25 protein-coding genes and 1 pseudogene are annotated in these 23,472 nt (G+C 44.4%); 3 read left to right on the top strand and 23 right to left on the bottom strand.

The features are described 5' to 3' along the window. Positions 1–36 precede the first annotated feature (36 nt). From QFZ77_RS10685 to QFZ77_RS10675, 3 genes are all read right to left on the bottom strand, one after another. Positions 37–1,365 carry an ABC transporter substrate-binding protein gene (locus QFZ77_RS10685; RefSeq protein WP_307439243.1) on the bottom strand — a complete coding sequence of 443 codons (1,329 nt, stop codon included), beginning with the start codon at positions 1,363–1,365 and terminating at the stop codon, positions 37–39. 74 nt (positions 1,366–1,439) lie between these two features. Next, a complete protein-coding gene (locus QFZ77_RS10680) occupies positions 1,440–2,774 on the bottom strand; it encodes a glycoside hydrolase family 125 protein (RefSeq protein ID WP_307439242.1) in 1,335 nt (444 codons plus the stop codon). Positions 2,775–2,964: 190 nt separating this feature from the next. Next, a complete protein-coding gene (locus QFZ77_RS10675) occupies positions 2,965–4,095 on the bottom strand; it encodes a GntR family transcriptional regulator (protein WP_307439241.1) in 1,131 nt (376 codons plus the stop codon). 280 nt (positions 4,096–4,375) lie between these two features. Between QFZ77_RS10675 and QFZ77_RS10670 the strand changes: the two genes are divergently transcribed. Next, the gene (locus QFZ77_RS10670; RefSeq protein ID WP_307439239.1) at positions 4,376–5,119 is read left to right on the top strand and encodes an SDR family oxidoreductase; all 744 of its coding nucleotides are present in this window, start codon (positions 4,376–4,378) and stop codon (positions 5,117–5,119) included. A 53-nt stretch (positions 5,120–5,172) separates the two neighbouring features. Here QFZ77_RS10670 and QFZ77_RS10665 read toward each other — a convergent pair whose 3' ends face one another. Genes QFZ77_RS10665 through nikR form a run of 4 tightly spaced genes read right to left on the bottom strand, consistent with a single transcriptional unit; the run spans position 5,173 to position 7,973 of the window. Further along, positions 5,173–5,358, bottom strand: coding sequence for a hypothetical protein (locus tag QFZ77_RS10665; RefSeq protein WP_307439237.1), 186 nt, complete (start codon positions 5,356–5,358; stop codon positions 5,173–5,175). A 40-nt stretch (positions 5,359–5,398) separates the two neighbouring features. Further along, the gene (locus QFZ77_RS10660) at positions 5,399–7,051 is read right to left on the bottom strand and encodes a copper resistance CopC/CopD family protein (protein WP_307439236.1); all 1,653 of its coding nucleotides are present in this window, start codon (positions 7,049–7,051) and stop codon (positions 5,399–5,401) included. Positions 7,052–7,061: 10 nt separating this feature from the next. Next, positions 7,062–7,466, bottom strand: a complete 405-nt coding sequence (locus tag QFZ77_RS10655) for a DUF2203 domain-containing protein (protein ID WP_307439233.1) — start codon at positions 7,464–7,466, stop codon at positions 7,062–7,064. A 51-nt stretch (positions 7,467–7,517) separates the two neighbouring features. After that, complete coding sequence (gene nikR / locus QFZ77_RS10650; protein WP_307439231.1) at positions 7,518–7,973, bottom strand: nickel-responsive transcriptional regulator NikR; 456 nt, start codon at positions 7,971–7,973, stop codon at positions 7,518–7,520. A gap of 150 nt (positions 7,974–8,123) precedes the next feature. On the opposite strand from nikR, the gene QFZ77_RS10645 reads away from it, so the two are divergent. Beyond that, the gene (locus QFZ77_RS10645; protein ID WP_307439229.1) at positions 8,124–9,011 is read left to right on the top strand and encodes a PhzF family phenazine biosynthesis protein; all 888 of its coding nucleotides are present in this window, start codon (positions 8,124–8,126) and stop codon (positions 9,009–9,011) included. A gap of 78 nt (positions 9,012–9,089) precedes the next feature. Here QFZ77_RS10645 and QFZ77_RS10640 read toward each other — a convergent pair whose 3' ends face one another. The 7 genes from QFZ77_RS10640 to QFZ77_RS10610 form a co-directional block, all read right to left on the bottom strand. Further along, a complete protein-coding gene (locus tag QFZ77_RS10640; protein WP_307439227.1) occupies positions 9,090–9,428 on the bottom strand; it encodes a DoxX family protein in 339 nt (112 codons plus the stop codon). A 175-nt stretch (positions 9,429–9,603) separates the two neighbouring features. Then, the gene (locus QFZ77_RS10635; protein WP_307439225.1) at positions 9,604–10,062 is read right to left on the bottom strand and encodes a MarR family winged helix-turn-helix transcriptional regulator; all 459 of its coding nucleotides are present in this window, start codon (positions 10,060–10,062) and stop codon (positions 9,604–9,606) included. A gap of 153 nt (positions 10,063–10,215) precedes the next feature. Beyond that, positions 10,216–11,877, bottom strand: a complete 1,662-nt coding sequence (locus QFZ77_RS10630) for a PAS domain-containing sensor histidine kinase (RefSeq protein WP_307439223.1) — start codon at positions 11,875–11,877, stop codon at positions 10,216–10,218. A 219-nt stretch (positions 11,878–12,096) separates the two neighbouring features. Then, the gene (locus QFZ77_RS10625; RefSeq protein WP_307439222.1) at positions 12,097–13,497 is read right to left on the bottom strand and encodes a M56 family metallopeptidase; all 1,401 of its coding nucleotides are present in this window, start codon (positions 13,495–13,497) and stop codon (positions 12,097–12,099) included. A 160-nt stretch (positions 13,498–13,657) separates the two neighbouring features. After that, the gene (locus QFZ77_RS10620; protein ID WP_307439220.1) at positions 13,658–15,415 is read right to left on the bottom strand and encodes a response regulator; all 1,758 of its coding nucleotides are present in this window, start codon (positions 15,413–15,415) and stop codon (positions 13,658–13,660) included. A gap of 51 nt (positions 15,416–15,466) precedes the next feature. Beyond that, the gene (locus QFZ77_RS10615) at positions 15,467–15,841 is read right to left on the bottom strand and encodes a response regulator (protein WP_307439218.1); all 375 of its coding nucleotides are present in this window, start codon (positions 15,839–15,841) and stop codon (positions 15,467–15,469) included. An 88-nt stretch (positions 15,842–15,929) separates the two neighbouring features. Then, positions 15,930–16,310, bottom strand: a complete 381-nt coding sequence (locus QFZ77_RS10610; RefSeq protein ID WP_307439216.1) for a gamma-glutamylcyclotransferase family protein — start codon at positions 16,308–16,310, stop codon at positions 15,930–15,932. Positions 16,311–16,407: 97 nt separating this feature from the next. Between QFZ77_RS10610 and QFZ77_RS10605 the strand changes: the two genes are divergently transcribed. Next, the gene (locus tag QFZ77_RS10605) at positions 16,408–16,830 is read left to right on the top strand and encodes a hypothetical protein (protein WP_307439214.1); all 423 of its coding nucleotides are present in this window, start codon (positions 16,408–16,410) and stop codon (positions 16,828–16,830) included. A 74-nt stretch (positions 16,831–16,904) separates the two neighbouring features. Here QFZ77_RS10605 and QFZ77_RS10600 read toward each other — a convergent pair whose 3' ends face one another. The 9 genes and pseudogenes from QFZ77_RS10600 to QFZ77_RS10560 all read right to left on the bottom strand — a co-directional run bounded on the left by QFZ77_RS10600 (position 16,905) and on the right by QFZ77_RS10560 (position 23,014). Next, a complete protein-coding gene (locus tag QFZ77_RS10600) occupies positions 16,905–17,417 on the bottom strand; it encodes an SRPBCC family protein (protein ID WP_307439213.1) in 513 nt (170 codons plus the stop codon). A 155-nt stretch (positions 17,418–17,572) separates the two neighbouring features. Further along, positions 17,573–18,130 (bottom strand): SRPBCC family protein, encoded by a 558-nt coding sequence (locus tag QFZ77_RS10595; RefSeq protein WP_307439210.1) that lies wholly within the window; start codon positions 18,128–18,130, stop codon positions 17,573–17,575. A gap of 28 nt (positions 18,131–18,158) precedes the next feature. Then, positions 18,159–19,130, bottom strand: a complete 972-nt coding sequence (locus tag QFZ77_RS10590) for an SDR family NAD(P)-dependent oxidoreductase (RefSeq protein ID WP_307439208.1) — start codon at positions 19,128–19,130, stop codon at positions 18,159–18,161. 151 nt (positions 19,131–19,281) lie between these two features. Next, positions 19,282–19,413: pseudogene (locus QFZ77_RS10585) on the bottom strand (helix-turn-helix domain-containing protein); the annotation flags it as partial. 374 nt (positions 19,414–19,787) lie between these two features. After that, positions 19,788–20,618, bottom strand: a complete 831-nt coding sequence (locus QFZ77_RS10580) for a sugar phosphate isomerase/epimerase family protein (RefSeq protein ID WP_307439206.1) — start codon at positions 20,616–20,618, stop codon at positions 19,788–19,790. 44 nt (positions 20,619–20,662) lie between these two features. Beyond that, on the bottom strand, positions 20,663–21,640 hold the full coding sequence (locus tag QFZ77_RS10575) for a Gfo/Idh/MocA family protein (RefSeq protein ID WP_307439204.1): 978 nt from the start codon (positions 21,638–21,640) through the stop codon (positions 20,663–20,665). A gap of 102 nt (positions 21,641–21,742) precedes the next feature. After that, on the bottom strand, positions 21,743–22,429 hold the full coding sequence (locus tag QFZ77_RS10570) for a helix-turn-helix domain-containing protein (RefSeq protein WP_307439202.1): 687 nt from the start codon (positions 22,427–22,429) through the stop codon (positions 21,743–21,745). Positions 22,430–22,444: 15 nt separating this feature from the next. After that, positions 22,445–22,573, bottom strand: a complete 129-nt coding sequence (locus QFZ77_RS10565) for a hypothetical protein (protein WP_307439200.1) — start codon at positions 22,571–22,573, stop codon at positions 22,445–22,447. Positions 22,574–22,726: 153 nt separating this feature from the next. Then, complete coding sequence (locus tag QFZ77_RS10560) at positions 22,727–23,014, bottom strand: CD3324 family protein (RefSeq protein WP_029194044.1); 288 nt, start codon at positions 23,012–23,014, stop codon at positions 22,727–22,729. Positions 23,015–23,472 lie beyond the last annotated feature (458 nt).

Raw genomic sequence — 23,472 nt, 5'->3', positions numbered from 1 at the left:
CAAAAAGGGAGGGTTAACCCTCCCCCACATTTCTAGTTACTTCCCTGCTGCGTTCTGATCTAGCAGCTTATCACCTTGCTCTTGCCCCTTCTTGAGCGTCGCAGCCGCATCCTGCTTACCTTGAATGAATAGCTCAATATTCGGCATCAGACCATCGCCTTCCATAACCGAGTATCCTGGATGCTGCGGACGAATCTTCGCGAATTCCAGTGTATCCATGAATGGCTTCCAGTTCGGATCGTCCTTGAAGAACGGATCCTGCAGCGCCGGTTTGAAGCCTGGCAGGTTTAAGCTTGTTTTCGCCCATAGCAGCGTGTTGTCTTTATTCGCTAACCACCACTTCTCGAATTCCCATGCCTCGTCTTTATGCTTGGAGCCCGCTGGGATTACAAGACCGAAGCCGCCCATTACGCTTCCTTTGGCGCCGCCAGGTCCAGTTGGTGGAGGAACAACACCGAAATCAAGGTCCTTGCCGTATTTCTTATAAGTCGATAGCATCCATGGACCTGTATAGGTCATAGCTACTTTGCCGGTTACGAAAGCATCCGTACCTTCGCCAAGCCCCTTTTCAAACCCAACTTTATACACCTTATCCTTATTGATCAGCTTATCCCAGAAATCGAGGACCTGCTTGCCCTGATCATTATTGAAATTCGTTTTCTTTAGATCGCTTGTCATCATGGAGCCGCCTGCTTGCTGCAGCCACATATTGAACAGGCCATTATCCTGCATCGACATCCCGGAACGAACCAGCTTATCGCCTTCCCATACCGTTAACTGCTTGGCTGCGTTTTCCAGCTCATCCCAGGTTTTCGGCGGCTGAAGACCCTTCTCGGCGAACAATTTCTTATTATAAAACAGTGCGCGTGCATCAACCGTCAAAGGAAGACCATACAGCTTGCCGCCAGAGGAAAGCTCCTTCAAGGCTTCATCGTAATAATCACCACGGTTAATATTGTCTTTTTTCAAATAATCGTCTATCGGGTGGAGCACGTTCTTGGATGCATACAGCGAAGTACGCCATCTATCCCAGAACATAATATCAGGTGAGCCGCCTGAGGTAGCCGCAGTTAGAAACTTCGTGATCATATCTTCCTGCAAAACATATTTAACTTTAATCTTGTCTTGGGATTTATTAAAAGCATCAGCCATCATCACAAACTGCTTTTCACCTTCTCCGCCCCAGTCTCCCCAGAACGTAATTTCTACCGGTGCTCCTTTGGTGGCGGCTGTCGATGCTGCCGGTGCTGTCGTGGCCTCAGGCTTTTTGCTTTCAGCCGTTTGATCCCCGCCAGTTTTAGTGCTGCATGCTGCCAAACTAAACGTGAGCGAGAGAGCAGTTAAAACGGTCATCCATTTTTTCATGTTTCTTCCTCCCTTTTTAAGTAAACGTTATAAGTGCAGTTGCTAGTTAAAAGGGGTTCCACCCCCTGAATAACCTAGGATGAGTACGATGCGTTTACGCGATCATTCAACAGCTCCTTAATCGATAGGCCACATACGTCTAACACCAACTCGCTAAACATGGAGTTCGCCCAAGAGAACCATTGCCGCGTATATTGCGACGGATCGTCTACGTGGAAGCCCTCATGCATCAATCCCGTTCCTGCATCGGTGTTGGCTAGTATATCAAGGATACGCAGCTTTTCCTCCCGGCTTGAAGCAGTAAGGCCTTGAACCGCAAGTGAAATATGCCAAATGTAGCGATCCGGCGTATGCGGACTGCCGATTCCCTGAGCCGCTTTCCCCTTATAGAAGTAAGGGTTTTCATCACTAAGTATAAAGCTGCGTGTATGCTGATAAATGGGATCGGATTCGCCGACATATCCTAAGTATGGAATCGAGAGCAAGCTAGGTACGTTGGCATCATCCATCAGATTGAAGTTGCCAAGTCCGTCCGTCTCATAAGCAAACACTGTACCAAGCTTGGGATGCTCAATCATTCCGAATGCTTCTATTCCCTGTTTAATCTCAGAGGCAAGCTTAAGTGATTCACCGATTAGACTGGCATCCTGCCACACCTGCTCTGCGATTTCAGCGATATAACCCAGCACCACAACGGCAAACATGTTTGCCGGAATCAAATATCCGTACGAACAAGCATCGTCGCTAGGGCGAAAACCTGACCAAGTCATTCCTGTATAGCCTACTGGACTGCCCTTTCCATCTCTCGTTAACGTGTCTGTCGGAGGACAATGCAGTCGCTGGAAGCGATAAGGAGACTTCGTTTCATGGTCTTGTTCAACCCGCCAAAGATTAAGGATCGCACGAACAGCAGATCGATAGGCCTCATTGAAATGTGCGGTTCTCCCTGTTGCTTTCCAAAGTAAATAACTGAGTTGAATAGGATAACACAGCGAATCGATTTCGTATTTACGCTCCCAGATCCAAGGGCTCATATGGGTCAAGTCCTGCCCATGACCTGCGCCGGTTGGCTCCATATTAAATGCATTGGCATACGGATCAAGTTGAATATATTGCATTTGCCGCTTAACGACACCTTCAATCATATCCGCCAAGTTGGGATCCTCATTCGCTAGAAGCAGATAAGCTCGAACCTGAGCCGATGAGTCACGCAGCCACATGGCAGGTATATCACCGGTGATTACAAAAGTTGATCCGTCCTCTAGGCTTTGAATCGTTGTTTGATACGTGTTGGAGAAGCAATCGCGGAACATGGCAGCTAGCTTCGGCCGTTGTTTCTTCAGTAATTCATTACTTACTTGCTCAATGAGTTTACTCATTGATGCAGGTAACTTAGCCTCATTCGTCATCGGGCTCGCTCCTCTCTATTCCGATAAATAAACCGCTTACATTTACGATTATATTGGTATGTATACAGTATGTCAATATATATTTATCATACTATTTACATACTATTTAAATCATTTGATATACCAATTAAAAAGAGACTACTAGATTAGCAGTCTCAAGTTTCGATATCCATGATGATTATCCGCCGTATCATTTGGAGGGTCCTGTTGACTCCCCAATGATTAATTTGGCGTCCAGACTTATTTTATTGGCTACCTTCTCGCCTCGCTTCAGCTTTAGCACATTCTCTACAGCGAGCTTGCCGATTTCATCCTCCGCTTGGATCAGATGGGTAAAGCGATAGCCGCTGCCAAGCGTCGTAGGAGGGCTATCAAAACAAATAATTGAAATATCCCCAGGTATCCGAAGTCCCATTTGTTCCACAGCAGCCTTAGCTAATAGAGCAATATTGTATTCCATAGCGAACAAGGCGGTAATTTGCGGATTGCTTCGCAGGTGCTCCTTAATCATATCGATATCTTTATCAATATTAGGTGAATGAAATGAATTTGGCAGCGTAGAGGTGATTTCATCTAACCAGAGCGATCGGTCAACCATGACCCCGCGTTCCGCATGAGCTCGGACGAAGCCTTCAATACGGTCCTCAATAGCTGTTGTATCCATAGGCGGCGGCGTAAGTAAGCAAATCTGTTTATGCCCCAAATCAAGTAAATAGTCAGCACCCGTGCGAGCAGCGGTTATGTTATCTGTACTAATCGAAGCCGCGGCTACCCCTTTGAGATGACGGTCAACCAGGACTAAGGGAAATTGCTGTATGACCAACTTAAGAAGTTCATCATTATAGAACTCCCCTTGTGCAGGAAACACAATAATGCCATCCACGCCTAATTCAAGAAACGATCGAATTGCCTTTACTTCATTCTCAGGCACACCAAACGATCTGCGTAATACTAGGAAACTATCGTGCTCAGCGGAAGCCTGCTCCATGCCATAAATCATCTCCGTACCGAAGGTATTGCCGAAATCCGTTATGACTAAGCCTATCAGCGTATGCTTGGTTCTCTCACCCGAAGATGGTCCTTCAGACGGAATTCCCCCTCCTTCCATGACAAAGGAGCCTCTCCCTGGCTTACGCACGATGAGACGTTCTTCTGCCAGCATCTCCAGCGCCTTTTTACTCGTAATACGGCTCACGTTATATTCATCCGCCAGTTCCTTCTCTGAAGGAACGCGGTCTCCAACGTTATATTTACGTTGTATAATTTCTTCACGCAGCGTTTCGAATATTCGCTCGTAAATGGGTCTCGAATCCGTTGACAATGCTATCTACCCCCTGCATCTAACCAAACGTTATATCATACGATACCATTAATATATCATGATATACGCATTTTGGATAGAGTCCAGAAGCTAAGCTACTATCTCTTAATGACTTGATGGAAAACTATCATCCAATCAAATTTATGGACAGTAACGTTTAAATCAATGACAAAAATATAATATTGTCACTTGATTTTCGTTTCCAACCTGTTATAATCAAATCAATATCAACCAAGTTTGAATCAACGGATCGTTTGAACCCATATGAGGAGGAATTAAAATGGAGAAAAAATTAGTCGGTAAAGTTGCGTTAGTCACAGGAGCGTCTAGAGGAATGGGACGTGAGATCGCAGAGGAGTTGGCTCGAAACGGAGCCAAAGTTGTTGTAAACTACGCCAGCAATCCAGCGAAAGCTGCAGAGGTCGTTCATGGGATTGAACAGAACGGTGGAATCGCAACAGCCATTCACGCTGATATTAGCCGCGTGTCTGACATTGAGCTCATGTTCCAGAAAACGATTGAAGCCTATGGTAAAGTTGATATTCTAGTCAATAACGCTGGCCTCATGATAACTAAACCTATAGCTAGTATCACAGAAGAAGATTTCGACAAGCAGTTTAATGTCAATGTCAAAGGTACCTTCTTTGCTTGCCAACAAGCAGCCAAATACTTGAGTAATAATGGCCGAATCATTAACTTCTCAACCTCGGTCCTCGGTAGTATGTTCCCGACATACAGCGTTTATGCCGGTACCAAAGGAGCTGTTGAACAGTTCACTCGCCAACTTGCGAAGGAATTTGGCCCGAAAGGCATTACGATTAACGCAGTGGCCCCCGGTCCAGTTAACACGGAACTCTTTACAGTGGGAAAAACAGAGGAGCAAATAGAAGTTATGCGCAAAATGAACGCTTTTGGGCGAATCGGTGAGCCTGACGATATTGCGAACATTGTCTTATTTCTGGCAAGTGAAGAATCCCAATGGATTACGGGTCAAACAATCCGTGTCAATGGCGGGTTTATCTAATTATCAACGCAAAAAAGGGGCACAATGTGCCCCTCCTCCTACACAAGCCATTATTATTGAATGGCTTGTTTAATACGTTGTAAAGCCTCGATCAGATCATCAATCTCTATTTCATTTAAACGAATGGTTACATAATTAGGCGAGATGCCGCCATCGTTAATCTCCAGCAATGCCACCTCATCCTTGTCATCAAATTTGACCGACAAATGTTCTTTATCGAGCACTTGAATCCATGCCATTATCGCCACCCACTTTCAGCCATCAAATATTCAAACAATTTTAATACACCATGAATTCTTTGTTGTACACCGTTTCATTATCATCCGCATCCATGACACGCATCTCTAATTCCCAATTGCCTCGGAACGGCAGGTACGCGCCCTGCGCTTTATAGCTGAATTTCACAAAGCCGTAAGATTCTTCTTGTGTGCTATCCTCGAAAATGGTTATTGGCACAGAAATAGGCGCCATTTCTTTATCGTCTAAATAATGAAGCAGCATGAGCACTTGCTTCGGTTTCCCTGCTTTTTCTGGGAGCCATACTTTCGCTACGAAAGTATTGGTTCCCTGGATTTTAGGCGTAATATCAGCAGATACATGGACCTTTTCACCCATCTGATGCCACGCTAGCGGTTCGTTGACAGGAATTGGCGCCATATAAGTGATGAGCCCTACCAGCAGCACGATTATGACCATAAAGGTAAGATCAACCTTTACCCAAAGAACAGATTGTTTGGCCTTCTGTTTGCGCAAATGGAGCCGAATAATAAAACCTATGAGTACAACAAGGGCAACAGCACCTATTTTCACAAGCAGCAATATTCCCCACGAAGTGTAAAGCAAGTAACGTAAGTTTGGCAGGAACAACAAGACGGATAAGGAACCTGATAGAGTAAGTACAAGAATGGAGATCAAAGCCATTCTCGAAAATTGCTGCATATAGGAACTGACATCATCACTTTTCTGACGCCATTTCGCATAAAGCAGCACTAAGCCCCCAACCCAACATGCCGCGCCGACCAGGTGGATAAAATCTAGCCCGATTGTTGCCCATACTGGAGTGAATGAAGCCGCGTGACCGCTAAAGCTTTTCACCGCTAGTAAACTCAAAGGCCATAATAAATCTAGCCACTTCCCCCTACCTACAAGTACAAATCCAAGGAAGGATAACACTAACAAAAGCGCCCAGGAAATACCGATAGTGGTTGCACTAAATAGTTTCCATATCTCTTGGGCCCCTCCACCACCAAGTAGAGCTTCGATGTGTGTGAAAATGACCAGCAATAGGGCTACTAACTGTGCACGCTGCAGATTGAGAGTCCAAGCTGAAGGTGCTTTTCGGGTACCGGTCCCGCCTGCTCCCGACAACCTTAACCAGATAACCCAACCCGTCAACGTCAACAACATCAAATACCACAGTCCGCGAGACGCATATTGCAGGATATCTTTCGTTGTTAACTGACCAGTTCCATGATTGTGCCCGCCATATACAGAAGGCAGATCGAGAGCTTCTTCTTGCGGTGGATTGCCAATCGTTATCGGATAACTACCTGCAACGGGGTGTCCGTCAGCTGAAATAACGTGATAACTGATCAAGTAAAAGCCCTCAGATAACTTCGGCAGATCAAGAATTAAACCTGTCTGCTCTTTGTTCATATAAGCTTTATTACTTGTAATTTCGTCACCGTTATGGTCCAATACTTTGATATAAAAAAGTCCTGCGTCTAACTGTTCATTAAAAGTAACGGCTACTTGAGGCGGTGAGCTTTCAAGCTTGGTGCCCGCTTCAGGTTGGGCCTGTACTAATGACGCATGAGCAGATGCCGTTTGAGGAACAGCAACTGCGCTCAATAGAATAAAGGCGAACATGCATATAAACAATGAAGGCATGACCAAAAAGCGTTTGGCCGTGTAACGTAAAGATCTTTGCATCGTATGTCCTCTATTCCGAAATCGGTTTACGTCCAGCAAATCCATCCCGTTTGCCATGGTAATAGCGAATTCTATCCTCTCCCTGTTTCCAACAAAGCAGTACTTCTTGTCCTTCCATCAACGCTGGAAAATCGACAAGACCTGTATCTATATCCTTGAGTTCTACACCCGTAAGATGAAAATTTTGAATAAGCCCGCGCGCTTCGATTTGAAGGAATTCCAGCTCTGCTTCCATGACGAAAAACGGATCCTTCTCAGCGCCGGGTTTCTCTGCATGCTCATTTTTCTTTATACGGAGCTCTGTATATTTTTCCTCAAAAATGTGCTTCAATGCTTGCATTTTCTTCAATTCCTGATCGATAAACGGCAGCATTTCATTAGCCTCTTCTAAACTGAACCACTTTTTAACTGACATATCGCACCTCCGTGCCTTAATTTTATCAAAAAAACAGGACATCTACGAATTCTACAAATGAGAATAAGGATGCTCATGCGAGTGACCCTGCTCGTCCACATGAGTGACAGATAACTCCGCATATCCTACACCTTTGAGTACTTGAATCCGCTGTTGAAGCTCTCTAAGCTTCTGTACCTTACCGCGAACTACTAATATTTCCAAGCACTGCTGATGGTTTAAATGGATATGCATCGTTGAAATAATTGCATGGTGATAATCATGTTGAAGTTCCATCAAGGTAATCGGCAAATCGCGAATATGATGGTCATACACCATCACGATCGTTCCAGCCACGGTTTCGTCGGGCTGCATGCTGCTGGACGTTAACAGCGCTTTGCGCGTAAGATCACGTATGGCTTCAGAGCGATTATCATAGCCCTGCAAGGCAATGAGCCTATCATATTGCTCTATGAGAGATTGCGGCATGGAGATACCGAAGCGCACCAGATTTTCTTTGTCAGACATCCGCCCCACTCCTTTTCGTGTAACATTTCCTATACCCTTACTCTAGCAGAAAGCAGCTCTGTCGCAAACCTTACCCGGAGCGAATTCGCAAATTAAACACAATATGGTAAGGTGTATTCATCTATAAATTCATTCATAGGAGTGGGGATCATGTCTAAACAGCCATTATCTTTTTCGATCGTTGATGTATTTGCCGAGCATAAATATGAAGGCAATCAGCTCGCCGTTTTTCGTCATGCTGCCCACCTATCCACAGAGGAAATGCTTGCCATTACCCGCGAGATGAACTTCTCCGAAACAACGTTTATCCTGTCGGAAGAGCCTATTAATGGTGGATATGATGTGCGTATCTTCACCCCGAAAGAAGAGGTTGCGTTCGCTGGACATCCGACTTTGGGGACAGCCTACATCATTCAAAAAGATATCATAGGACACCCTGTCCAGCAAATTGCGCTTAACTTAAAAATCGGTCAAATACCGGTCACTTTTGATGAAAAGAATCCCGGCATGGCTTGGATGCAGCAGAAGCCGCCTATTTTCGGAGAAATTATCGATCTAGATACGATCGCAGCTGTTTTAGGAATTCCAGCGTTGGCCATTGATTCGCGGTATCCCATTCAGGAGGTTTCCACTGGCCTACCAGCCCTTATCGTCCCACTAAAATGCTTGAAAGACGTTCAGCGATGCACTGTGAATCGCGATCTATATTTCCATCTGATTGAAAAGCTTTCAGCTAAAATGATATTAGTCTTTTGTCCAGAGACTTATCAGGCAGGTAACACTTTAAATGTAAGGGTATTCGGTGAATATTTCGGCGCTCCCGAAGATCCAGCTACAGGGAGCGCCAATGGCGATTTGGCCGGATACTTGGTCAATTATCGCTATTTCGGCAATGAGTCCATCGATATCAGCGTTGAGCAAGGCTTTGAAATCATGCGTCCTTCCATTCTGTATCATCGGGCATCTCAGAAAGAAGACCACATCTTTATTCAAATCGGCGGTAAAACGATATATACAGCTAAAGGCGAGTGGGTATAAGCAAAATAACAATCAAAAAGCCGGATCCTATTAAACAGGACCCGGCATTTATTGGTTCGAACATTACAGCAATACTTCTCATTTTATAAACAAGACAGCCAACGTAAGGATGAATAAAATAATGGGCATACCTATTTTAGATACAGGATCCTTAATACGTAGATGCGTTATGACGGCTCCAGCCATAATAACGGCCAATAGCAATCCGCCAATAACAATAAGACTGTCGTTCCAAATTCCTGCAACCAGTAGTGCGGCTCCGGCAATTTCGAGCAAGCCAGTGATTACCCTAAACCACTGAGGCATCCCATAACGTGTAAACTCATCCACCATTTGTTTTGAACCGAACTTCATGGCACCGAACATCAAAAACCCAAGTGCTAAAATGATTTGAATAATAATTACTGCTGTATTCATCTAAACTCTCCCCTTTTTTCACCTAATCATAGATAAACTACAATTAGATATCCTTATGTTATTACAATATACACTAACATTAGGATATTTATTTGTCAACCATTTTTAACAAGGCATCTAAATGAAAAAAGCTATCCAGTAACGCCTGGATAACTTGAAATTGATTTGCATTGTTTTATCTATCCTTACTGAGTTCTTGTGCTCCAAACCCCAGTTTCTTTAATAGATCGATCATCTGAAGTTTTTCTTCGTTGCTTATAAAGGACAAATTCTCAGATATAACGGCAGCATGTTTCGGGAAAATCTCATTAAATAAGGTTTCACCCTTTTCAGTAAGGGCGACATTGGAAGTTCTTCTATCCGTTGGACTTGATTGTCGTCTTACATAATCTTTCTGTTCAAGCTTGTCTACCACGTAAGTAATACTCCCGCTTGGAATACTAAATATTTCACTAATCCTTTGTATAGGATGAGGTCCTTTGTTATAGAGAAGCTCTAGAATCATAAAATGATCAGGACTGATTCCATGACTTTCGATATCTCGTTTGGTATTATCAGCAATAGCTTTGGAAGCTCTACTCCAGATTCGGAATAATCTTAAATCAAGCTGGCTTTGTTCGTCTCCCTGGTACATGATCGTTCCTCCTTTGGTGTAAATCTATTCCTATTCTTCTCTACATCGAGTTGTCATCATAACACTATGCTAACTTTAGGCTAATTTGTTTGTCAAGTAATCGTCTTTTTTATAAAAAAATAAACCCCTATCTAGGAGTTCATTAATATAAGCCTATCCATTGGGATCTAAAGGTAAAATAAGATCAACCGTTGTTCCTATATCGATCTGACTCTTTATATGAAGTCTCCCGTGGTGTGCTTCAATGATTTTTTGGCTCACCATCAATCCTAATCCGGTCCCTTTTTCTTTTGTCGTATAAAAGGGTTCTCCTAACATCGCTATTCGTTCTTCCGAAATTCCACACCCCTGATCAATAAACCGAATAACGAGTTTATCGTCGTCTACCTTCATTAGAATTTCGATAGTACCGCCTTCTGACATCGCTTCAATCGCATTTTTAAGAATATTAATAACGACCTGTTTTAATTGATTTTCTTCACAATTGATTAACGGAATGTCCGAATCAAATGTCGTATGAATTTGCACATCATTAAGAATTGCTTGTGTGTCAAACAGCGAGATCACATCATGAAGAATTTTGCGAAGATCCTTCATCTCAAAACTTACGGCCTGCGGCTTGGCAATAACCAAAAACTCGCTCACGATATAATTAATTCGGTCTAATTCAGTCAACATGATTTGAAAATACTCATCATAATTATCCGTTTTGGTTTGTAATAATTGAACAAATCCTCTAAGAGAAGTTAATGGATTTCGAATCTCGTGAGCAACTCCGGCGGCTAGCTGCCCCACTACCGATAGTTTTTCTGATTTAAGCAGAAGCTCATCTGTCCTTTTACGTTCGGTGATGTCTTTAGCGATACCATAAACGCCATCGATCTTATCATTTATGATAATAGGAACCATCTTTAAGTTTAATTCGACAAAGTAGCCTCGTTTATTCGTAATGGCGACTTCGATGCTGTTTGATTCACCTTTTGTCGACGCTTCAAACAAATTTAATGCTTTAAAGTGATCACCGTCTACCATAAAATGACAAAAGCTTTGATGAAGCAGCTCTTCCTGCTGATAGCCCGTAATTCTTTCTGTAGCTGGGTTCATATTAAGTATTCGTCCATTAAGATCCAATTCAAATATAGCATCGGGGTTATTTTCAACAAGGGACTTATAACTCTGCTCTCTTTCTTCCAACATACGTTGGGCTCGTTTACGCTCAGTGATATCCCTACATATAAGCTGTACGGCCGGTTTACCTAAGTAGATAATAGGTACCGCTATGACCTCTACATCAATAACTTGACGATCGACGCGAAGAAATTTCTGCTCAATGGGAGCTGCCGGTACCCTCTCCTCTTCGAGAGGCCTAATTCGTTCTTTGGCAATGTCAATATAATCGGGATGCACCAAATTCATTACGGGATAATCAATAAGTTCCTCTGGGCTAGCTGCGCCAAATATTTCGGCACCGGCAGGATTGATATAGACTATTTTCCCTTTACTGTGAACAACTAACGGTTCTGGTGAGTGTTCTACAAGTATTCGGTATCGTTCATCACTTTCCGTAAGGGCCTTTTTCAAACGTGTTACCCACAAATATAGAACCAATGCTGTAAGAAAAACATAAAATAGACCCTTAGTTGAATGAATAGTGATTGCCCCTGATAAGTTAAGAATGTCCATAAATCTATCGGACAGGATAATCCATAGACTTCCCAAAAGCATATAGACCAAAGAGATTTTAAAAGGAGTTCTAAAATTAAGTGCCTTTGACCAATTATGCATATATTTCTTCCTTAACCTTCCTTTTTTCACTCTAACTGAACACACAGGATAATTAACTAGCGGTCATTATATATAGACGAATTTGATTATAGCATTTATTATTCAAAAAACTTATTGGTTTTTTATTCCATTTAATAAGTCCTTTAGTAAACAAAAAAAGGAGCTGCCGATTAGCAACTCCTCTACTTAACAATTATTTAGATTTGGTCGTTCTCTTCTTCCTGATAAATAATATAAAAGACAGTTAGTTTAGTCAGCAGCAGCGGCCGTTGGTCGCGGACTTAAGGGAGATGCCACTCTTGGCTTGTCATCCAACACTCTTGGTTCCGGACTTACCGGCACCGCTCTCGGCTTGTCATCCAACACTCTTGGTTCCGGACTTACCGGCACCGCTCTCGGCTTGTCATCCAACACTCTTGGTCCCGGACTTACCGGCGCCGCTCTGGGCTTGTCATCCGACACCGTTGACTGCACCCCAACGGATGCCGCCGGTCTCGACTTCTCATCCGAGGGAGTTGTCTGCGGTACTACGGAAACGGCCACTTTCGTTGTCTCTTCAGAAGCCGTCACATTTGAATCTACAGAATCCTGCTGTTTTACTTTTTCTTCGGTAACTGCCGTACTTTGCAATGGTGTAGATGTCGAACTGTCCTTAGGATTCGTTAACGCGCACCCACTTATGAAGATAATAGTTGCTATCCCAAGAAACGACCAACGATACGAATTTGTTTTAAATTGTTTGATCATTTTAATTCTCCTTTGCAGTTGTATTTTGCTTCCTGTTAAATTTACATTTCCAACAGCTTGAACAGGTCGCGAGAAATTTTCCAACAATTTGATAAGCGTATATCCATAGTCCTGGCTTTTATCAGGAGTAAGGCAGCTGAGTGCGAGAGCATCACTTGCGATTTCCTGATCTTCCCGCATTCGACGATATGCATACCAAAGAATTGGATTAAACCAATGTATAATCAGTAGAGCATGCATGAACCAATTGACTCCAATGTCATTACGCTTGCTATGAGCCAGTTCATGTAGGTACACATGCTGCAATTGATCGTCATTCAAGCTGTTTAAAATGGTTTTGGGCATAATCAATTGGGGTTTTGCAAGACCAAATAGGGTTGGTGTTGCCAAATTGCAAGATTCAACAAGAGCAATGGTTTTATTTATCGACATCATTTTTTTACATTGATTGAAAGGCCCCAGTACTCTTTCATCGGTTATCGCAACCGTTTCATTTTTCATTTTTCGGGCAAATTTCCTGTTGATCCGGATTGTATATATCCCCAAAAAACACACGCCAACCAGCCATACAACAACTAAATTCCGGTAAACAGAATAGGCAGCAGTTTCCGATACAACAGCTCTTGTAAGTATTTCTTCCTGACTAACTTGTACAGCCGAATGAACGGCATCAGTGTAACCGATCCAATTATAAATACTGAATTCGCTCTCTGGGCCCCATGGCAAAATTAAGCGTACAATAACCAACAGCCACATCAAGTAATGCCATCTTGGTTTTAAACGATGTCTTAGCACTTGCTGCATCACTATAATCAGCACAACCAAAACACTTGCCATAGTCGAGACTGACCAAACCCAATCAAAGAGATCAATAAGGTGTTCCGTTAATCGCTTCACATTCACCCTGCCCTTTCCTCCACCCTGTCAAAGAGATAACAGCTGGCATGATGCAAACCCGCAAATCCTTCATTTTGTTTTTTAGAAGTCAAATACAAAGTTGACGAAATAAAAAGCTGCTCGCCATAATATGGCAGAAGCAGCTTTGAGTTTATTATTTGTTTTATCACACTAAGTTCATTAACTTTCTCACTCGAACTTCCAACTCAACGAGAGAGAACGGCTTCGTCATATAGTCGTCAGCTCCCATTTGAAAACCCTTGGCTAGATCATCTTCCTTCTTCTTACCTGAAAGCATAAGTACTTTCATGTCTTGAACGGTTAGACGCGGATCTTTCTTTATCTGCGACAACAATGAGAACCCATCAAGTTTCGGCATCATTCCATCGAGAATACAAGCATCATAGGTATTGGCGAGCAGCAAGCCGAGCGCGACTTCACCATCGGCAGCATGGGTAATTGTAATTGGTAAATGCTCTAAATGTGAAGTGAGAATCGCTCGTAAAATCGGATCATCGTCCACAATGAGCAAATTTTTCTTGTCAATTTGCGGACTGGCAGCCAACTTACGTTGCTCTGTTTCTTCATCCTCTTCCAAAGCGCTAACAATCCTATCCCTGCCTTGTTGCTTAGCTTGGTACATCGCATCATCAGCCTTAGCCACCCACTCCGCAACCGTCATCCCCTCATGCCACTCTGCAACACCTGCTGAAAAGGTGATCGAGAAGGTTTGTCCCTCGTACTGTGCAACTGCATTTAAACGTACTTTATTAAGTATGGATTGCATGGTTTCAACTGCCTGTTCCACCGTTGTATTCGGAAGGGCAATAACGAACTCTTCGCCGCCAAAACGTGCTAACAGGTCTGTCGAACGCAAGTTCACTTGCAGCAAATGAGCCAAGCCTTGGAGCACCAAGTCTCCCACGTGATGCCCATAAGTATCATTAATCCGTTTAAAGCAATCAATATCAATAAAAACAAGCGAGATTGGTGCCGGATAGCGCTCAATACGCTGTAATTCCATACCAATTTGAAGATCAAAATAGCGACGGTTGAACACCCCGGTCAGCGGATCACGGAAGGCAAGCTGCTCGAAATTTTTTGTTCTTTTGAGCAGCCCATAGATTCTTGCGGCCAATTCCTCGTATTGAAATGGCTTCGTCACATAATCATCGGCTCCCAAGTGAAAACAGCGGACTTTATCATTCAAATCGTTACGTCCCGACAATACAATAAGCGGTAACCATTTCAATGTAGGATCTTCTTTGAGAAATTCAAATAGCTCATAGCCAGACTGAGGATGCATCATGAGATCCAGCGTCACCAAATCATACGTATGTTCACGTAATAACTTCATAGCGCTCTCCACATCGGCTGCTTCATCAACAATACAATCATCGAGTTGAAGACGACGGGTCAAATAAGTGCGCAGCACCTCATCGTCATCCACAAGCAGCAATCGACTCTTCATGGACCCCAGCAAAGAGCCGCCTCCAGGATCCTGCTGTTCATCCATCTGGATTTCCGTAACACCGATATCATATTCCATATTCATTTCACGAAGTGCTTGTTTACTGCGTTCTGCGCTTTCAATTATCGGGTTGATCGCCAAGAGTAACTCTTCTCCGTCATTATCCATGGATTGTGTCCATTCCCAGGCTCGAACCATATCCTCAGCCAGTTTACCGATCCGGACATAACCAAAAATAGGTGCACTGCCTTTAAGCGTATGAACAATGCGATAAAACTGTTTTAAATCATCAGCTACAGCCGTTGACTGGACCGTATCAAGCAGCGAGTTAAGCTGTTTAAGCTGCTTTTCGAATTCACGAATAAACAGCTTTCTTCCTTGTCTAAGAATTTTTGCATCTCTATCCGATTCTGACTTGGAGTCCTTCAACCCCTCTAGATTCGTATTACTCATGACAGCCAATCACCCTTTTTTATATATAAAATAATCTCTATATAGTTCGAACTAACGTTGTAATAATTGTCCGACCGTATCAATTAATTGAAGAGGGCTGAATGGTTTAACAATATAGGTGGTTACGCCTGCTGCTTTGGCTTTTTCTTTGTCCTTTTCTAAGGCTTTAGCCGTCAGCAAAATAACCGGTATATCCCGATTGGCATTATCGCTATGCCGCAGCCATTCACAGACTTCAACACCCGTCCGCTCCGGCATCATATAGTCAAGTACGATAAGATCGTAGGTTTCTAGTTGCAATTGCTCCATCGCTTGTTGACCATCTTCAACTTCCGAGATGGCATAACCTTCATCAGAAAGAGTTTCAGTAAGCAGAAAACGTAGCGCGATTTCGTCATCTGCAAGTAATATTTTATAAACATACATGGCGTACTCCTCAACCTAAATAAATTAACTTAATTATAGCATCATGCATTCTGGCAGGATAGGAATTTGTCGAAATAAACCGAACTTTTTACTTATTTTTTTGGGCTGAATAGGCTATCCATGAGGAGCTATTAATCTCTTTGAGCCCGCTAATGGTTTCCCAGATATAAACCCAGCCTTCACGCAAGCCATTAACATCGCTGACCCACACTCTTTCATACTCATTAGAGGCACCGGGACCGTTGTAACCCTCCAGAATATCCATCGCTTGCAGCCCTTCCTCTGTTACTTCAAACCACTCGCCAATCACTTTATGACCCCCTTCCGTAAGAGCAAGAGCTGGATAGAGTCCTACATCATATAGACGTCCAAATATCGTACCCGGTTGCACGGAGAGTAAAAAAGGTGCAGCAACATGATGATTACTCTCTCCCGCAAGCAATGTGCCATAAACGAATACGGAAATCATAATGACTCCTCCTACCTAATCGATGAATTCAGATGTTTCACATTTAATTCCATTAATTCGCTGAGACATGAAAGCATCCCTTCTCTCAAGCGCACAAATGACAGATCCTGATTCCAGACCTGCCTGCAGCTTCAAAGTCGCCGGCATCGGGACCGGTGATTCTGCAGAGGTTATTGGTGACGATGTTTATATCAGGGCTACCTACGCCGATTCGAAGGGTTACAGCGATTTGAACAAGATTTATAAAATCGAGTTAAAGACGAACGAAACGAAGAAAATCGTGAACACGGAGGTAAGCCGTTTCCGGTTTTGGGAGAGAAGCTATATTATATCAAGGATATGGACAATGACTTATATTCATCCGCTCTTGACGGAACAGGCGAGCGTAAGCTGTCCGAAAACGCCGTATCCTGGTTTGACGGGATTGACGACAGCGACAGTCTTGGACTTTTTTTCTCGCCCATGGCTGTCGCTGTTTTTAATTTTAGGCACAGTCTACTACTTATTTTTTGGAGTCTGAAGGTTTTGAATTCAAAAATCCGCGAGGAATCAACATTTCCAGTCTAATACTAATTTTTTTTTGACAGCTACTTTTTAGTTGGTCGCCTCGGCAGTCATCTTGAGGTCGGCGAGCCAGGCATTGAGCGAGGACGTGAGTGCCGCGCGCATGCCGTCGGGGTCGGCTGCAACTGGCGGACCGTCCCAGGACTCAGTGGTGTGCACGACGACTCCTTTAGGGGTGGAAGTGATGGTCCAGACGTGGACGCCCTCGATGCCTTGTGCTGGCCCCCCCCAAACGATGCGTCGCGTAGGGTCGACCTCTCGGATGGTGGAGACGATGGGTAGCCCATGCGTCTCCCACTGAAAGGTACTTCCCACCGCGATTGGACCGGATAAGCGTGCCTGTGAGACATTTTTCTGCCAAGTTGGCCACTGGTCGATGCCAGTCTGTATCCGCCATACGGTCTCCAGTGGTGCGTCGATATCGATGGAAAGGTCGACGATAACCTGGGCGTTTCGGTCGACATCGATGGTGGCCCGTACCTGTTCTTCCGTGATTGCTGCTTCCGTCCCGCCCGTTGCTCCAATTACAATTGCTTTTTCCATTGTTATCAGCCTCATTTCGTTTTCTTAATTTATTATTGATCAATCACTAACTTAATCCTCTACTTACGTTCCTTTTAATTCGGGTACACCAATGGCTTCCGCGATGCTGCATAGCATCCTTCTAGCCAAAAATAACATCTTTCTTTCTTCGGGATTCATGATTTCTGCGCCTCGGCAGTCATCTTGAGGTCGGCGAGCCAGGCATTGAGCGAGGACGTGAGTGCCGCGCGCATGCCGTCGGGGTCGGCTGCTACTGGCGGACCGTCCCATGACTCCGTGGTGTGCATAACGACTCCTTTGGGGGTGGGAGTGATGGTCCAGACGTGGATGCCCTCGATGCCTAGTGCTGGTCCCCCCCAAACGATACGCCGCATGGGATCAACCTCTCGGATGGTGGAGACGATGGGTAGCCCATGCGTCTCCCACTGGAAGGTGCTTCCCACCGCGATTGGACCGGATAACCGCGCCTGTGAGACATTTTTCTGCCAAGTTGGCCACTGGTCGATGCCAGTCTGTATCCGCCATACGGTCTCCTGTGGTGCGTCGATATCGATGGAAAGGTCGACGATGACCTGGGCGTTTCGGTCGACATCGATGGTGGCCCGTTGGGAATCATCAAAGGGACCCGCAAAAATGCCCACACCAATCAGAATGATTATCAGCAGAAGAAAGCTCATTGTGAATGTCTTTAAATTAAACGATCTAAACATCATATTTCATCTTCTTAATGTAATTGATTGATCAATTATTTTGTGCTGCCTTACTATCCTGCAATGCCAAAACAGTCGAAGTAATCCCCTCCTGGAACGGCGTCGCAGTGATCGGTCCGATGAACCGTTTGTATTTTTCTCCACTTAAAGTCAGCGGCTCTTCGGTTAAATAAAGCATCTCGACGACTTCTTTCATCACGGGCACGCTCATACCTATCAACGATAAACCTAATTTTTTCAGCGGAATGACCGGTTTAACATGGCCGCTTGCCGTTTGTGCAATCCGTACGATCTCTCGCCCCGATATAAGCCCAGCACCCGGTATATTCCAGTTCTGTCCATATGCGAGGTCTTTACCTGCCAGCTCAGCAACCATCGCAGCTGCATCCGGTAAATAAACGAATTCGCGGGGAACATGCATGTTGCCGACGAAAAAAGCCATTTTGCCGGCAGCTATCGCTTCCAGGGTTGAACCTAAATACGAGGCTTCATTAGCCGTAGGTCCATAATAATCAGGCAAACGAACAATCATTACTTTTGCCTTAGTCCATCGATTACTTAACAACATCCGTTCATAGTTCAGGCGTACTTTTCCTTTTATCGTATGAGGCTTCTTTGGATGTTCTTCCGTGACAAGATCCATCTGTTTTCTCCCATAAGGATAGATCCCATCAATCGCTACTACTTTAATCGCAAGCCGTTCTGCCGCCTCCATCACTGATTCGCCTAGCGGAATCAGTTTATTCACCATCTCGTGGTAGGGTACGTTCGCGCAATGGAACAATACGTCAGCACCGCCTGCTTGAGCTACAATGTCGTCAGGAGACATTGCGTCCCCAAAGGCGAGCGTCAAATGCTTCGGATTTCCAAGTTTTTCAGCAAACTGTTCCAATTTCTGGCGTGAACGTCCAAACGCAATGGTTGATACCCCCCGTTTGACAAGTTCTTCCGTGATTGCTGCTCCAGTCCCGCCCGTTGCTCCAATTACAATCGCTTTTTCCATTTTCATCAGCCTCATTTCGTATTCTTAATTTGTTATTGATCAATTACTAACTTGAGTTCATCTTATCATTTTGTTATTGATTGGTCAATCACTAAATGGGAAATTTTTTTATGAAGGAGACTCTCTTTTGCCTCCCTTACGTTTCTTTTAATTCTTTCGTTCGGAAAAATCGGAATATATACGGCTGCGATATTGTAGCTCGTTCAGCAACCTGTGCTGTAGTTGCTCTGTAATAACCGGTCTCGGCAAACACCTCAATTGCGGCGGAAACAATTGTGAGAATATCCGCAAAGAGCTAAATGCATTTTCATGCACAACAATATATAATGTCTCAAAGAACTGTTTTACTACATCCCTTAACAAAAAAAGTGCTTAAACATTGACGTCCAAAGTCAATGTTTAAGCACCAAAAAATTCCTCAATTTTGAATTGCAGCATCAAACAATGTAGCTAGTTAAACAAAATCAATTACTCATTAATATATTTACGCACTTGATGAGTGAAAATCTCTTTACCAGTTAGATCAATGCCAATGATCATGTACAAGAAATTAGACATTCCCACTATCATGGAGGTAACCTGGCTGACGAAGGACGAAATTGAAAAATTGGAGTCCGATCACTTTGTTATAAGAAAGCGATTCTTCTGGCTTCCCCACTATCGTGCAGCTCCGCCAAGTATAATATCCAAGTGCCGAGAAGTGTCATATACCGTCTGCAGAGGACTTTCTGCGTACAGACCGACTTCAGCCGTTACCGTATCGGTATACCCGATATCCTCTAACGCCGATCGAACTGCCGTCCAATTGACATCGCCCGAGAGCAGCGGGACAAAACCATTGCCTGTGCCTACACTTGGTCGGTAATCCTTCACATGCACTTTGAAAATACGGGAACCAAGAATTTTGATCCACTGTTGTGGATAACCGTTATGCAAAATATTGCCTACATCAAAATAAACCCCGACATAAGAAGACTGCAAATCGTCGACATAAGCACGCATTTCAAGTGGCGAAAGCAAAAATTTGTTCCACACGTTTTCGATGCCAATGCGAACGCGACGTCTTTCTGCTTCTTTCACCAGCAAAGCTAGTTCCCCACAGCTGCGGTTATAACAATCGTCGTACGAGGTTTCCTCGTTGACGGCTCCAGGCACGATAAGCACCGTATCAATACCTAGCAGTTCCGCTATCTCAAGCTGTTTCTCTACAACGCGACGCCCCTGCTCTCGTACAGACGCGTCCGCCGAAGATAACGGAGTATGCCACAGCAGAGAGGTAGACAAGCTTCGCAGCTGAATACCGAACTCTTTTGCCATGCGGCCAATCTCCTCAGCTTCCGTTGCAGTCGTCTCCATGGTCAAGCCAACACCGCCTAACGGATTGACATTCAGTTCAACCGCGTCATAACCAGCCTCACGGCTAATCGAGAATAACTGCTGAAGCGGCATTCCTTCAGGGAAGCACCATTGATTTACTCCTTTTAACATGCCTTAACCTCCTCGTGTATTTCAAAATGGAAACATTCGTACTCTTATGCCGAAGTGATCGTTATCGTTCGCTTCGCAACCGCCGAATCATTCGCCGCCAGCGTAACCTCAAGCGTCGCTGCCGCTTCACTATAATCACCAAGCACTAGTTCCTGCAGTCCTGTTTTCACAGCTGCGACAAACGCCCGATTCTGCTCAAGGTAAAAATCCATCTCCGACGTCAAAGTCACGTCTTGCGTGTCATCCACAATCCGAACCGTCATACCGCTTATTGACACGTAGAAGTCATGCCCGAAAAACTCCACGTCCCCGCGTCCAATTTGACGAGACAAGCTCGTATTGCTAATCGTGCCAAGTGCTCCGCTGCGTAGCCCGAAAGATACGATACCCACATCATACACGGTTGCCTCAGGATAGATCCGATGGATGTGTCTCTGCTCATAGTTCGCTTGGACGTAGTCAAACTCACCGGCCAAATAACGAATCAAGTCCACTTGATGTGTCGATTGCTCTACAAGTTGGCCGCCCGAGCGATTCATGAGCCTCCACCAACCTACTTCCGGCATGCCGCCAATTCGGTACGCGATCACCATATCTACTTGCTTATCAGCCAAATACTGCTTTGCCTTCTGCACAGTATCCAGATAACGCAAGCAATAGCCTGACGAATGAATAATACCCGAATCGCGAATGATCTGTTCTTTACGACGTACCTCTTCCATATGTAAGCCGATTGGTTTCTCCGATAACAGATGTATGCCCCGTGCTGCAGCCGCTTCTTCAATCCCTTCCCTAGCAAAAGGCGGCGTACATATATAAAGCGCATCGATAACTCCCGCATCCATCATTTGTTCCACAGTTTCGTACGTGTTTGCGCCGAAAGTCTCAGCTATCTCCCTCGCCCGATCCGCGTTCATGTCGCATACGGCCGTAATCACTGCGTCATCGATTTGCTGCAATGTTTTCATATGGTACTCTGCCATGCCGCCTACACCGATAAATCCAATTCTTACTTTTTCCATCCGTCGTGTCCTCCCTAAGTGTTTACGTTTACTCCATTAGCATATCGAATCAGAAAGCGCTTGTATTTAGGGAAACCGAACCACAATTTACGCAAAACGCAACTAGTCCAACATCGAACCGTGCTGCAACCGTTGACTTTTCCGCCAAACGGTAGGCGGGAGACCTTCTTGTTCCTTAAACCACTGTGAAAAGGAATGCAACCTGAAAAAGCCTACCTGCTCGGCGATTTCACGTATATCCTTATCTGTTGAGCTAAGCAGCCATTTTGCCTCCTGCAAACGACACTGCTGCTGATATTGCTTTGGGCTAACGCCGTACATTTGTTCAAAAACGCGACGAAAAGCGGCCTCCGTAAAACCGGCCATCTCTGCCAAATCAGAAATGTGAACCGATTCCTGCACATTTTCACGAATGTAGTCAGCCGCTTTCGTCACCGTCATCCCCTGCAAATCCTGCTGCGAATGTTCAAGTGAAAAAAGCAGCAGCACTTCCATCCATGCCGAATAATTGGCTTGTTTTTCCTTTAAGAACGACGCTTTCATCCGCAGCCACTCCCGGAACAATCGCTCGAATCGCTCTTTGTCCAATCTGGATAAAGCAAGGAATAAAGGCGAGCTATCTGCGCCGCCCCCGTAGCCAGTAAATCCGCTGCCTCCTAGCTTCGCAACCAGCTCCATCGTACGAGCCGTTACGCCCTGCAGCAAAATAACCCCGAACCTCACATTCGTCACGGCTTCAAACCTGTGTGACAAGTCTGACGGGATAATGACGATATGCCCTGCTTCCATCCAGCTTCGCCTCGATCACTCGAACAAGCACCGTCCTTCCAGCACGATACTGATTTCAACAGCCGAATGACGGTGAAATCCATCATCATAAAAATCGGCATCATGTGTGCCGATAAAACTTCGTATATCCAGCTCATCTTGCATTTGTCTTGCACCACCTCCAAAAAGCGATCGGACGCTTGCTAACGTTTTCTTTCTTTTTAATTTCAAGAAATTAAAAACATTTCCTTCAATTTGACGACAATTTATACTAAGCAGGCTAACGAAAAAAAAGCAGCACCTCTAGGGATGCTGCTTCTATGCTTGATTGGCTGTTAATTCGCGTGTTTTCACGATGATTTTGCGGATGCTGTCTTCCGATAAATGAAAGACTTTGATTAGTTCCATCACAGTGGAACCAGTTTGGTACAACCGGAAAATTTCTCGATTTCTGCGCTCAATGATAATACGTGTTCCGTTATTTTCTCCCCATCCAGCGCGCTTCTGCTCTTTCTTAGGGATATATACAATTTCACCTTGGATATATTCTTGTAATTGTTTTAATAGGTTAGGGGGAAGAACGTCTTTCCCGTTCTTGTAACTCATGGATGAAAACCTCCTCAAATTGTCGAGCAAAGTTAAACTTTGTCTGATTTGCAGAGAGTATCTTCATCGCCCCATAACCTCCTACCATTCTCAAAAAATGGAATAAAAAAAACACGATCATAATCGTGCCTGTCGGTTGTATATGCAATTATACAATTCAGGTGAACGGTTATTCCACGAATGATATTCAGTTAGGAGACGAGTACCTCTGCGGCGGCCGCAACATTCATCGCTACTGTCATTGTGTTCATTAAAAAGCACTCCTTTCACCAGATAGTTTAATTTTTGAATTTGGGTTGGAGAGCAAAGTCTCTCCTAATTTATGGTGTTCACTACGTGTTCACATTCTCATTATATGTAAAAAGCATCTCGCTGTCTACTCATTCAGGAAAAATATGCGGGGGCCTAGCGACCCCCGTTTGGAACGATGGACTCTGCTTACGCAGAGACCACCTCTG

This window comes from Paenibacillus sp. V4I3, assembly GCF_030817215.1.
In the GTDB taxonomy this organism is placed as follows: Bacteria; Bacillota; Bacilli; order Paenibacillales; family NBRC-103111; genus Paenibacillus_E.
This window is presented reverse-complemented; position numbering and strand designations above follow the sequence as displayed.